At 74.3% G+C, this 12,094-nt stretch carries 8 protein-coding genes; 3 read left to right on the top strand and 5 right to left on the bottom strand.

Translation table 11 applies throughout. The features are described 5' to 3' along the window. Positions 1–102 precede the first annotated feature (102 nt). On the top strand, positions 103–2,448 hold the full coding sequence (locus EF918_RS12535; protein WP_125644852.1) for an FtsX-like permease family protein: 2,346 nt from the start codon (positions 103–105) through the stop codon (positions 2,446–2,448). Between the two features lie 430 nt (positions 2,449–2,878). Here the strand turns inward: EF918_RS12535 and EF918_RS12530 are convergent, their stop codons facing one another. Further along, entirely contained in the window at positions 2,879–4,198 is a 1,320-nt protein-coding gene (locus tag EF918_RS12530) for a peptide ligase PGM1-related protein (protein WP_125644849.1), read from the bottom strand. Beyond that, positions 4,195–5,745, bottom strand: a complete 1,551-nt coding sequence (locus EF918_RS12525; protein ID WP_125644847.1) for an aspartate aminotransferase family protein — start codon at positions 5,743–5,745, stop codon at positions 4,195–4,197. The genes EF918_RS12530 and EF918_RS12525 overlap by 4 nt, the downstream gene beginning before the upstream one ends. 384 nt (positions 5,746–6,129) lie before the next feature. Here EF918_RS12525 and EF918_RS12520 point away from each other — a divergent pair, with 384 nt between their 5' ends. Both EF918_RS12520 and EF918_RS12515 read left to right on the top strand, forming a co-directional pair. Beyond that, entirely contained in the window at positions 6,130–7,536 is a 1,407-nt protein-coding gene (locus tag EF918_RS12520) for an aldehyde dehydrogenase family protein (protein WP_125644845.1), read from the top strand. A gap of 83 nt (positions 7,537–7,619) precedes the next feature. Beyond that, positions 7,620–8,279 (top strand): hypothetical protein, encoded by a 660-nt coding sequence (locus EF918_RS12515; RefSeq protein ID WP_125644843.1) that lies wholly within the window; start codon positions 7,620–7,622, stop codon positions 8,277–8,279. On the opposite strand, the gene EF918_RS12510 is transcribed toward EF918_RS12515, so the two are convergent. The 3 genes from EF918_RS12510 to EF918_RS12500 are packed head-to-tail and all read right to left on the bottom strand — an operon-like array spanning position 8,242 to position 12,046. Further along, positions 8,242–9,288 carry a xanthine dehydrogenase family protein subunit M gene (locus tag EF918_RS12510; RefSeq protein WP_125644841.1) on the bottom strand — a complete coding sequence of 349 codons (1,047 nt, stop codon included), beginning with the start codon at positions 9,286–9,288 and terminating at the stop codon, positions 8,242–8,244. The two genes, EF918_RS12515 and EF918_RS12510, sit on opposite strands and share 38 nt — an antisense overlap. Next, on the bottom strand, positions 9,285–11,543 hold the full coding sequence (locus EF918_RS12505; protein WP_260610111.1) for a xanthine dehydrogenase family protein molybdopterin-binding subunit: 2,259 nt from the start codon (positions 11,541–11,543) through the stop codon (positions 9,285–9,287). Before EF918_RS12505 ends, EF918_RS12510 begins: the two co-directional genes overlap by 4 nt. Next, positions 11,540–12,046: a (2Fe-2S)-binding protein gene (locus tag EF918_RS12500; protein WP_125644839.1), complete on the bottom strand. Its 507-nt coding sequence runs from the start codon at positions 12,044–12,046 to the stop codon at positions 11,540–11,542. The genes EF918_RS12505 and EF918_RS12500 overlap by 4 nt, the downstream gene beginning before the upstream one ends. Between the last annotated feature and the right edge of the window lie 48 nt (positions 12,047–12,094).

The following is a 12,094-nucleotide window of genomic DNA, read 5'->3' as shown; positions in this document are numbered from 1 at the left end:
GCATGAGCGCCACGCCCAGGGCCACGCCCGCTCCGGTGAGCAGGGTGCGGAACCAGCCCGCTCGGCCGCCGTACGATCCGCACGCGGGCCCGAGAGCTGGGTATGGGCGTCGGCTTCGCTGTCAACGGCGGCCGAGCGGGCTGGTTCCGCACCCTGCTCACCGGAGCGGGCGTGGCCCTGGGCGTGGCGCTCATGCTGGTCACGGCGGCGGTCCCGAACGCGCTGGCGGAGCGTGACGCACGGGCGACGGCCCGGGGCACCGCTACGGCCGCCTCCGCCACCACCGCACCGGCCGGGCCGAACACCCTGCTGGTCGGCAACGCCGACACGATCTTCCGCTCGGCGCACATCTACGGCCGCGTCCTCCAGCCGGAGGGTACGCGGGCTCCGCTGCCCCCGGGGCTCAAGGAGTTCCCGCGACCGGGCGAACTGGCCGTCTCGCCCGCCCTGAAGGAGCTTCTGGCATCCCCGGGCGGGCGCCTGCTGCGGGAGCGGCTGACCGGTCGCATCTCGGCCACCATCGGCGCGGAAGGGCTGGTCGGTCCCCGTGAACTCGCCTTCTACCAGGGCAGCGACCGGCTCGTTCCCGGAGGACAGGTCCAGCGCGTCACGGCGTTCACGAACCCGGCCGAGTCCCGGCCCCTGGACCCGACGCTGATGCTGCTGCTGGTGGTCGCCGTGACGGGGCTGCTCGTACCGGTCGCCACCTTCACCGCGACGGCCGTGCGGTTCGGCGGCGAGCGCCGCGACCGGCGCCTGGCCGCGCTGCGGCTGGTCGGTGCGGACCGCGCGACGACCCGCTGGATCGCCGCGGGCGAGGGCCTGGCGGGAGCCCTGCTGGGGCTGGTGCTGGGGGCGGGCGTGTTCCTCGTACTGCGCCGGTTCGCGGATGACGTCACCCTCATGAGCAGCGGCGTCTACCCGGACGATCTCGATCCGGCGCCCTGGTTGCTGGCTCTGGTGGCTCTGGTCGTGCCCACGGCCTCGGTGGCCCTGACCCTGTTCGCGATGCGCTCCGTGGCCGTCGAGCCGCTGGGCGTATTCCGTACGGGCAGGTCGCAGCGGCGTCGGCTGTGGTGGCGTCTCCTGCTGCCGCTGGCGGGGCTGGGACTGCTGGTGCCGCTGGCGGGGCGCGGCAACAGCGCGGGCGAGTTCGACGAAGCGCAGGTCATCGGTGGCGTGTTCCTGCTGCTCGTGGGTGTCACCGCGCTGCTGCCCTGGCTGGTGGAGGCGGTGATGGGCCGGCTCGGCGGGGGTGGCGTGTCCTGGCTGCTCGCGGTCCGGCGGCTCCAGGCCAACAGCGGGACGGCGGTCCGGCTGGTCAACGGCATCGCCGTGGCCGTGGCCGCGGCCGTCGCCCTGCACATGCTCTTCACCGGCACCGAGGCCCGGTACACGCGCTCCACCGGTCAGGACCCGAGCCGCGCCGCGCTGTCCGCGAGCATCCTGCCCGGGCCGGACTCCGCCGCCCGGGCCGAGCAGCTCGCCCGGCAGCTCTCCGCCACCCCGGGCGTGGCGGCGGTGGCCTCCCTGGTGGACGCGCAGCTGGCGCTGACGCCCCAGCAGACGGCGGGGAGTTCCGGGGGCGCCGCACCGACTCAGGCTCCGCAGTCCACCACCTCGCTGACCGTCGGCACCTGCGCGGCCCTGCGCGAGATCGCCGAGCTCCCGTCGTGCACCGACGGGGACACCTTCGTCCTGCGCGACGGCGCGGGCGCCGCGGCGACCCGTTCCGAACCCCCGGCCCCCGGGACGGAGTTCTTCAGCGTTCCGGAAGCGGGCTCTCCCGCCGCACGGCAGCCGGTGAAGTGGACGCTCCCCCGCTCGGCCCGGCCGGCGGACGCCCGGCCGGACCCGCTCGGGTCCGTCGCCGGCGGAGTGCTCGCCACCCCCGGGGCGGTGCCGCCGGGCCTCGGCAAGGACGCGTACGCCACGGTGTTCGTCCAGCTCGACCGTACGGTGCCGGACGCGCTGGACCGGGCCCGGACCGTACTGTTCCGGGCGGATCCCGTGATGCTCTCCTTCACCCTCCAGGCCACCGTCCGCACGCAGCAGTACGCGGCGATCCGGACGGGTACCTCGGTGGGCGTGGTGCTCGTGCTGCTCCTGGCCGGGGCGGGCCTGCTGGTCGCGCAGCTGGAGCAGTTGCGCGAGAGGAGGAAGGTGCTGTCCGCGCTGGCGTCGTTCGGGACCCCGCGCTCCGTCCTCGGCCTGTCCGCGCTCTGGGAGACCGCGGTCCCGGTCGCGTGGGGTACGGCGCTTGCCGGCGGCATCGGAGTGGCGCTCGGCGCCGTTCTGATGGCGGCGGTGGACGTGCCGGTGGTCGTGGACTGGGCGTTCGTCGGCGCGACGGCCGGCGTCGGCGCCGGCGTGGTCCTGCTGGTGACGGCCCTGACCCTGCCGCCGCTGCTCCGCCTGACCCGCCCCGATCACCTACGGACGGAGTGACCCGGCCTCCGGTCCCGTGCACCGAACGGGCAGGGAGTGTGCCCCGGAAGGCGCCCGGAGCACGCTCCGTGCTCCGGGCGGCAGTCGCGATCCCGCAGGGGACCACGATCCAGTTCTCCTCCGAGGTAGGACAGATCCTGCACCTCGGGGCCCGCCAGCTCGACCGCCGGGACGGGCGCAGAACCCCGTGGCCCGCCCTGAACAGCCGCAACGGGCGACGCGTTCACCGGTGGTCACTGCCTCATCGATTCCGACGGGGTGTTCCCCATCGACCTCGACCCGTCGTCAGCCCATCGCCCCTTGGGCGAGGCGGCGTTCGCCCAGTACTCCGACGAAGGGGGCCGCTTCGGCTGGACCCCCGCCGTACTGACGCGAGCACGCCGGACCAGGCACCTGCCCAAGGCGGTGGTGCGGTGGTGTGGTGGTGCCTTCAGGCGGTGGCCAGGGCGAGGGCGCGTTCCGTGGCGCGGGCCGTGTCCGGGTCGTCGGCGACGATGCAGTACTCGACGGTGCCGCACCGCCGTGTGCTGTCGCACGTGACGAGCACGCCGTGGCCCGTCGCCGGGTCGAAGGCGAGCCCCCGTTCGGCGAGGTACGCCCGGGCCTGCTCCATCGATCCGACCCGCCAGCTGTTGCGGGTCAGCATCGTGGAGCGGGTGGCGTAGTCGGAGCCGAGGAAGCGGGTGCCGATGTGGTGCAGGTGCGTGGTCCCGCCGAGTCGTCCGTTGAACTCCGAGAAGAGCATCTCCCCGTCGGGCGTCAGGATCACGTCGATGTTGATGAGCCCGCGGTACCCCATGGCCCGTACGGGGACGCACAGGTCCCGGGCGCCGTCGGCGAACGCGGTGCGCTGCTCCTCGGTCTGGCACGCGGGTGAGATCGCAATGCCGTCCAGGACCGGTCGCATCCGCATCATGGCGACGTGGTGGAGGTCGACGCCGTCGTCGTGGATCTCCAGTTCGGCCGTCAGCGGCACGGAGTCCGGGTGGTACCGCTCCACCACCACGGGGTGCCGCCCTCCGCCGGTGTACGCGGCCCAGTGGGTGTCGAAGTGCCGGGCCACGGCGGCCGGGTCCTGGAGCAGGACGGCGCGGGAGGCGCCGATCGGGTCGACCCCGGGGTGCGGGGCGAGGATGTCGTTGCCGTAGCCGCCCGCGTGGTGGTCCTGCTTCACGATGACCGGCCGGCCGCCGGCCAGCATCCGCGCGGCGAAACCCTGCGCCACCGCGCGGTCGCCGGTGGCCACGCCCTCCGCCATCGGCAGCCCCCGGCCCGCGGCGATCGCCCGGAAGGCGCACTTGCTGTTGAGGAGGTCGGTGCCGCCCTCTTCGAGGAAGCCGAAGCCCGGCGTGCCCTTGTCCAGCCCCAGCAGGCGGGCGAGTTCCGCCACCGCGCTGTCGAAGGCGTACGGCAGGACGGTGTCGACGGCGTTCTCGGCCAGCACCGGCCGCAGCCGCTCCACGAACCCGGGGTCGAGGAGCCGGTCCCCGGTGAGGATGCCGTCGCCGAACCGACCGGGCGGCGGGACGAGGACGGTGACCTCGTCCGCGGACAGGCCCTTCAGGTCCAGCAGGTGGTGGAGGAAGGCCGGGGTGACGGGCTGGGGGACGACCAGGACGTCCCCCGGTTCCAGCAGCCAGGCGAGCCGGAGGGAGATGTTCCCCAGGGCGTCCCGACGCTCGGGGGTCAATGCTCCGAGGTCTCCCACCAGGTGTTCGTTGTAGGCGTTTCCGATCACGAGGGTGCTCATCGGGTCTCCGTGAGGTGCGGGGGCACGGTGGCGGGCGTGCCGGTGTGCGGGAGGTCGTACGGGGTGCCGTGCGTGCCGTGCGTGCCGTGCGTGCCGCCGTACGTGGTGTTCGCGGTGTAGGTGTCGGCCACGGTCAGGGCCGCGTCGAGGGCGGCGAGGCCTTCCTCGGCGCGGGCGCCGGAGAGGTTGCAGGCCGGGGCGACGTGGGTGCGGTTCATGGCCAGGAAGGGCCACAGGCCGTGCTCGCGACAGGCCGCGCCGAACGCCGCCATGGGGGCCGCCGCGGCGCCCGTGGCGTTGTACGGGACGAGGGGCTCGCGGGTGGCGCGGTCGCGGACCAGCTCCACGGCCCAGAACGCGCCGAGCCCGCGCACCTCGCCGACCGAGGGATGGCGTGCGGCCAGCTCGCGCAGCCCCGGCCCGAGGACGTTCTCGCCGAGGGCGGCGGCCTGCTCGACGACCTTCTCCTCCTCCATCACCCGGATCGTCGCGACGGCCGCCGCGCAGGCGAGCGGGTGCCCGGAGTAGGTGAGCCCGCCGGGGTAGGGGCGCCGGGCGAACGTGGCCGCGATCTCCGCCGAGACGGCGACGCCGCCGAGCGGGACGTACCCGGAGTTCACGCCCTTGGCGAAGGTCAGCAGGTCGGGCACGACGCCGTAGTGCTCGGCCGCGAACCAGGCGCCGGTGCGGCCGAAGCCGGCCATGACCTCGTCGAGGACGAGGACGATGCCGTACCGGTCGCAGATCTCGCGGACGCCCGCGAGGTAGCCGGGGGGCGGGGGCATGATGCCCGCGGTGCCGGGGACCGTCTCCAGGACGATCGCCGCGATGGTCGCCGGCCCCTCGAACGCGATCGTGTCCTGGAGGTGCTGGAGGGCGCGGGCGCATTCCTCCGCCTCGGTGGCGGCGTAGAAGGGGGAGCGGTAGAGGAAGGGGGTCCAGAAGTGCACGACCCCGGCGGAGGCGGTGTCGGAGGGCCAGCGGCGGGGGTCGCCGGTGAGGTTGATCGCGGTGGAGGTGGCGCCGTGGTACGAGCGGTAGGCGGAGAGCACCTTGGTCCGGCCCGTGTGCAGGCGGGCCATGCGGACGGCGTTCTCGACGGCCTCGGCGCCGCCGGTGGTGAAGAAGATCCTGTCCAGGTCGCCCGGGGTGCGCTCGGCGATCAGCCGGGCCGCCTCGGACCGCACGTCGACGGCGAAGGAGGGCGGGAAGGCGGCCAGTCGCGCCGCCTGCTCCTGGATCGCGGCGACGACCTTCGGGTGTTGGTAACCGATGTTGGTGTGGACCAGGCCGCTGCCGAAGTCGAGGTAGCGGTGGCCCGCGTAGTCCCAGAAGTACGGGCCTTCCGCGCCGGCGACCGCGAGGGGGTCGACCAGGTCCTGGGCGGCCCAGGGGTGGAACACGTGGTCGCGGTCGGCGGCCTTCACCGCTGCTTCGGCCTCGGGGCCGAAGGGACGGAAGGGACGGAAGGGGCCGAGGGGTTCGAAGGGGCCGGTGGTGGTCCCGTTCGTCCCCTGGTGCCGGTCGGCTGGTGCGGTGGTTCGCATCGGAGTGCTCCCCGGGTCGGGTCGGGTCGGTCGTCGGAGGCCGGTCGGAGGCCGGTCGGAGGCCGGTCCGAGGTCGGTCGGAGGCCGGTCCGAGGTCGGTCCGAGGTCGGTCCGAGGTCGGTCGGAGGCCGTGGCGCGGGCCGTCCGAGTCGGTCCTCCCAGGCAACCCGGAGCGGGCGCGGTGCCGTGTCGTCCGATCGGTCCGGGCGCGGACGAACGCGGGTGACCGGCGTCGGTGTCGCCCCCGCTCCCCTCCGATCGGACGACACGGGGCCTGGACAGCGGCGCATAGCGTCGGGCGGCACCGGCGGTCACCGGGTTCACCCACGCCCCAGGTGCCGTCCGGGCAGTCGCCCGACCGATGCCTCCCGAGAGGAGCCCCTCATGATCACCGAAGCAGTCGCACAGGCCGTACGGCGTGCCAGGACGGCCCAGGCGCGGATCGCCGGCCTGCCCCAGAGCGCCCTGGACGACATGGTCGCCGCCGTCGGCTGGGCGGGGTACCGGGAGGACGAAGCGCAGCGCATCGCCCGTTCCAGCCATGCCGAGACCGGGCTGGGCGACCCCGACGCGCTGTTCGGCCTCCAGCGCCACCGGGTCCTCGGCATGCTGCGGGACCTGCACGGGGTCCGTACGGTCGGCGTGATCGGGGAGGACCCCGCGCGGGGCCTGGTGACGCTCGCCAAGCCGCTCGGGGTGATCGCCGTGGCCACCCCCGCCACGGCGCCCGGCCCGGGCATCCTCTGCAACGCCCTGCCGATGCTGAAGACCGGAAACGCCATGGTCTTCACACCGCATCCGCGCGCCCGGCGCACCACCGAGGAGACCGTGCGCCTGATCCGCTCCGCGTTGGCCGCCGTAGGGGCGCCGGAGGACCTCGTCCAGTGCCTGGAGGTGTCCGGCAAGGAAGCCACGTCCGCACTGATGAGCGCAGCCGACCACGTCGTGGCCATCGGCGGCTCCGGCACCGTGCGCCGCGCCTACCAGAGCGGGACGCCGGCCATCGGGGCCGGCGTGGGCAACCCCACGGTGATCGTGGACGAGACCGCCGATCTGGCGGACGCGGCGGAGAAGATCATGACGGGGGCCGGGTTCAACAACGGGACCTCGTGCTCCTCGGAGAGCAACGTCCTGGTGCACGCGTCCGTCGCCGAGCGGTTCCGGGCCCTGTGCGCGGAGTACGGCGCCCACCTGTGCGACGCGGACGAGACCGCCTGGGTCCGCAAGGCGCTGTGGCCCGACGGGACGACGCTCGACCGCGCGCTCGTCGGGCGCACCGCCCAGGAGATCGCCCGGGCGGCGGGGATCGACACCGACCCCTGCGCCCCGCCGGCCGTCCTCGTCCTCGACTGCCCCGACCTGCACGCGTCGGACCCGCTGCTGACGGAGAAGCTCTCTCCGGTGGTGACGCTGGGCGTGTACGAGGACTTCGCCGAAGCGGTCGAGACCCAGGCGGCCCTGCTCGACCGCTGCGGACGGGGCCACAGCTGCGGCATCCACAGCTCCCGGCCCGAGCGCGTCATGGCGGTGGCCGCCCGGGTGGACACCTGCCGGGTGGTGGTCAACCAGTCCACGATGACCAACACCGGCAGCTTCACGTCCGGCGTACCGTTCACCACCGTGCTCTCCTGCGGCAGTTGGGGCGGCACCAGCGTGTCCGGGAACCTCACCTGGTCCCATCTGCTGAACTGCACCACCGTCTCGCGCCCGCTTCCCGAGCGCCGTCCGGACCCGCGCGCCCTGTTCGGCCGGCACTGGGACCCCGCCCACGGCGGCGACGCCGCCGCCTGATCGGGCACCGCTCGGGACCCGAAAGGGCACGAGCGGTGCCCGGCGGTTGCCTGGGTGGCCCGGCCTGGGTCACGGTCATGATCATGCCGGTCAGAGAATATTCAGCAGAAGACTTCCGGACCCTGGTCCACTACGCCAAGGAGAGCGCCTCCCTGGTGCTGGACAACGCCTCCAACTATGCGAACTGGCAACTGGGCCGCCTGAGGGACGAGTGCCCGTACCGGGACGACACGCACACCCGGGAGGCGCTGACGGAGTACATCGCGGCCACGCGCCGCACGACGTTCAGCTTCTTCCGGACCTGCGACGCGGTGGTGGCGCTCCAGGAGGAGTACGGCGGGCAGGGGCACCACCCCCTCGGGGCGACGGACGACATCCTCCTCGACCCCGGCGCGGTCCAGGCGGACTTCGAGGCCGCGTGGGAGACCTTCTCGTCCGAGTGGAACGCCCATCTCACGGTCTTCAAGGAGGCCCTGGTCCAGGAGTACGAGCTGGAGTTCGTGGCGCGCAGCGACCGGGCCGTGGACACGGCCCTCGGTCTGGGCGGCCCGGACGCCTGGGTGCTCAACGCTTCGACCGTCGAGGAGCTGACGGTGAACGTCCGGAGCCTGGCGGAGACGTACGCCGGCAGCATCGAGGAGGCCCGGGCGGCGGCCTGGAGCGTCGTCGAGGCCCTTCGGGTGGTCTGGCACCGGTTCGACGACCTCAGGGCGTCGCTCGACCGGACCGCCCCTCGTGCTTGACGGCGCCCGCGGGGCGGTCCTGGGCATCCGCGCACAGGTCGAGGAGCGTGGCGACCAGCGTGTCCCGGGCCAGCGGGATCCGGTACGCGTCGGCGGGGACGACGGCACGGGCCGCGGCGAGTTCCGCGTCCGCGGCTGCCGCGAAGCGGTCCGCGGTGGCCGGTGCGCCCCGTAGGACGGCCTCCGCGCGAGTCGCGCGCCACGGCTTGGCCGCGAGGCCGCCGAAGGCGATGCGGACGTCCCTGATCCGGTCGCCGTCGAGGTCGACCGCCGCGGCGACGGAGACCAGGGCGAAGGTGAAGGAGGCCCGGTCGCCGACCTTGCGGTAGCGCGAGCGGGCGGCCATCGGCAGCGGGGGCAGTTCCACCGCCGTGACGAGGTCGCCGTGGTCGAGGACCGTGTCGCGCTCCGGGTGGTCGCCGGGCAGCCGGTGCAGGGCGGTGACCGGGATCCGGCGGGTGCCCGTACGGCCCAGGACGCACGCCACGGCGTCCACGGCGCACAGGGCCACCGCCAGATCTGAGGGGTGCACGGCCACACAGGCGGGCGACGCACCGAGCACGGCACGGTGCCCGGTGCGGCCCGCGACGGCGGCGCAGCCGGAGCCGGGGTCGCGTTTGTTGCACGCGGTCTCCGGGTTCTCGAAGGAGGGGCACCGGGTGCGCTGCATCAGGTTGCCCGCCAGGGTGGCCATGTTGCGCAGCTGGGGTGACGCACCGGCAAGGAGCGCCTGGGAGACCACCGGCCAGCGCTCGCGCACCTCGGGACGGGCGGCGAGATCGGCGTTGCGGACGTTCGCCCCGACGCGTACGCCCCCGTCGGGGAGGGCCTCGATGTCGTTCAGGGGCAGGCCGGTGACGTCCACCAGCAGGTGCGGCCGGACGATGCCCAGCTTGAGGTGGTCGACGAGGTTCGTGCCACCGGCCACGTACACGGCGTCGGGGTCCTGCGCGACCAGCGCGACGGCCTCCTCGGGGGTGGCGGGGCGCGCGTAGGCGAACGGCCTCACGCCCCGTCACCCGTCGTCGGCCGGCTCCCGGTTGCCGTCTGCTGCTCCGCTTCCGCATCGGCCTGCGCCGGCGTCTCGGCCTGCGCTCGTGACTCTGCCTCCATGAGGTGGCGCACGTTCAGCGGGAGGCTACGGATGCGGTGACCGGTGGCGTGGTGGACGGCGTTGGCGATGGCGGCCGCCGTCCCCACGATGCCGATCTCGCCGACCCCCTTGGCCCCCATGGGGCTCGTGTGGTAGTCCTCCTCGTCGAGCCAGACGGCCTCGATCTGCGGGACGTCGAGGTACGTCGCCACGTGGTAGGCGGCGAGGTCACGGGTGGGGAAGTGGCCGTACACCGGGTCGACGGCGCCCTCCTCGCACAGGGCCGTCGACAGGCCCATGACCATGCCCCCGACCAGTTGCGACCGCACGGTCACCGGATTGATCACCCGGCCGATGGCGAACACGCCGAGCAGCCGCGTCACCCGGACCTCCCGGGTCGCCCGGTCCACGGTCACCTCGGCGAACTGCGCGCCGAACGCGTGCTGGGAGTGGGCGCGCGGCGCCGAGAGTTCCGCCAGGGTGTCGGCGGTGGCCTCCAGGCCTTCGACCGGCACCAGGCCGTCGCGGCGTACGAGCTCGGCCCGCAGGGCCTCGCAGGCCCGCACCACCGCGGTCCCCCACGAGGTCGTCCCGCTGGACCGCCCGGCCCAACTGGCCGCCGGATAGGCGCTGTCGCCCAGCTCCACGGTGACCCGGTCCAGGCCGACGCCGAGGGCGTCGGCGGCGATCTGGGCCAGGGCCGTGCGCGCCCCGGTGCCGAGGTCCACGGCGGCGATGCGTACGGTCCAGTGGCCGTGCCCGTCGGTCCGTGCGTTCGCTCGGGAGGCGAACCGGTACTGCGGGATGGTCGACGCGGCGACGCCCAGGCCCACCAGCCGGCGCCCGTCGCCGTGCTCGGCGTGTTCGGCGCGCAGGCGGTCCCGTCCGGCCCAGCCGAACCGCTGCGCGCCCAGCCGCAGGCAGGCGGCGAGGTCGCGGGTGCTGAAGGGCAGGCCGCTGTGGGGGTCGTACGGGGTGTCGTTGCGCAGCCGTAGCTCGACGGGGTCGACTCCGCAGGCGGCGGCGAGTTCGTCCATGGCCGACTCCAGCGCGAACATGCCCGGGCATTCGCCGGGTGCGCGCATCCAGGTCGGGGAGGGGACGTGGAGCCTCGTGCGCCAGTGCCGGGTCTCGCGGTTCGGCGCCGCGTACATGGTGCGGGTGGGGGCGGCGGCGTACTCGGCGTGGTCGCTGGTCAGGGACGTCTGCTCGTACGACACGTGGGAGACGGCCAGCAGGCGCCCGTCCGCCTCGGCGCCGAGGCGGACGCGCTGGACGGTCGGCGTCCGGTACCCGGCGACGACGCTGAGCTGCTCGCGGGTGAGGGCGGTCCTGACCGGCCGGCCGACGACGAGCGCCGCCATGGCGGCGAGGACGAGCTGGGCCTTGGGGGCGGCCTTGGAGCCGAAGGCCCCGCCCACGTGCCGGGCGACGACCCGCACCCGGTCGGGGCTGATGCCGAAGAGGTGGGCGAGGATGTCGCGCGTCCCGGAGGGCCCCTGGGTGGTGTCGTGGACGGTCAGCGCGCCGTCGTGCCAGGACGCGACCGTGGCGTGCGGTTCGAGGGCGTGGTGGTGGTGGACGGGGGTGGTGTAGGTGGCCTCGATCCGCACGGGGGCGTGCGCCAGGGCCGCTTCCACGTCGCCGTGCGTGCAGTCGGTGGGGAAGAAGGATCCGCGGTCCGGCGGCCGGTGCAGCCCGCTGCCGACGCCCGTGCCCGCACCGGACTCGGCGCCGGGGTCGGCGCCGGGATCCAGGTCGACCCGGTGCGGGGCGACCGCGTAGTCGACGTCCACCGTCCGCGCCGCTTCGCGGGCGGTCTGTGCGGACTCGGCCACGACCGCGGCGACGAACTGCCCGCGGCAGGTGACCGAAGGGGACTGGAAGACGGCGAGGTCGGGATCCGCTGTCCGGTGCAGGCGCGGGCAGGCCCCGGCGTGGAGCACGGCGAGCACGCCGGGGCGGGCGAGGGCGCGCTCGGGGTGGACGGCCGTGACCCGCCCGTACGCGATGCCCGCCGGGACCACGGCGACGTGGGCGAGGCGGGGCGGCGACTCGTCGGCGGTGTAGCGCGCGCTGCCGGTGACCTTCTCCCGGGCCTCCCGTCGCGGGACGCAGGCGCCGACGGCCCCGGTCCGCCGGTCCAGGACCCCGGCGCCCGGGCGCGTCACGGAGCCATGTCCATGATCGCGGCCACGATGTTCTGGTACGCGCCGCACCGGCACAGGTTCCCGCTCATGCGCTCACGGATCTCCGCCTCCGTCAGCCGTCTCCCGGACGCCTCGTCGAGCATGCCGACCGCGGAGCACAGCTGGCCCGGGGTGCAGAAGCCGCACTGGAAGGCGTCACGCGCGATGAAGGCCTCCTGGAGCGGATGCAGACCGCCGGTCGTCACGCTCCCCCTCAGTCCTTCGACCGTGACGACGCGGGCCTGGCCGGCCGCCACGGCGACGGCGAGGGCCAGGCAGCCGTAGACGCGCCGGCCGTCGACCAGCACGGTGCAGCAGCCGCAATGGCCCCGGTCGCATCCGGCCTTGGCGCCGGTCAGGCCGAGGGAGTCACGCAGGACGTCGAGGAGGGACATCCTGGTGTCGACCGTCAGACGACGGTCGACACCGTTCACGTTCAGTGTGATGTCCGCGGTGAGGTCGGCATCGGTGTCCGCGCTCTGCACGGGGCAGCACCCCCCTTCCGGGCGGACCGCAGCACTTCAGCCTATTCC

The organism is Streptomyces sp. WAC06614, from assembly GCF_003949795.1.
GTDB lineage: Bacteria > Actinomycetota > Actinomycetes > Streptomycetales > Streptomycetaceae > Streptomyces.
The sequence above is the reverse complement of the archived record's forward strand: the minus strand, read 5'-3'. Positions and strand labels throughout refer to the sequence as shown.

Excerpts from the sequence above, each read along its gene's own strand:
- EF918_RS12535 (WP_125644852.1), top strand. The coding sequence starts at position 103 with ATGGGCGTCGGCTTCGCTGTCAACGGCGGCCGAGCGGGCTGGTTCCGC.
- EF918_RS12530 (WP_125644849.1), bottom strand. The coding sequence starts at position 4,198 with ATGAGCACCCTCGTGATCGGAAACGCCTACAACGAACACCTGGTGGGA.
- EF918_RS12525 (WP_125644847.1), bottom strand. The coding sequence starts at position 5,745 with ATGCGAACCACCGCACCAGCCGACCGGCACCAGGGGACGAACGGGACC.
- EF918_RS12520 (WP_125644845.1), top strand. The coding sequence starts at position 6,130 with ATGATCACCGAAGCAGTCGCACAGGCCGTACGGCGTGCCAGGACGGCC.
- EF918_RS12515 (WP_125644843.1), top strand. The coding sequence starts at position 7,620 with ATGCCGGTCAGAGAATATTCAGCAGAAGACTTCCGGACCCTGGTCCAC.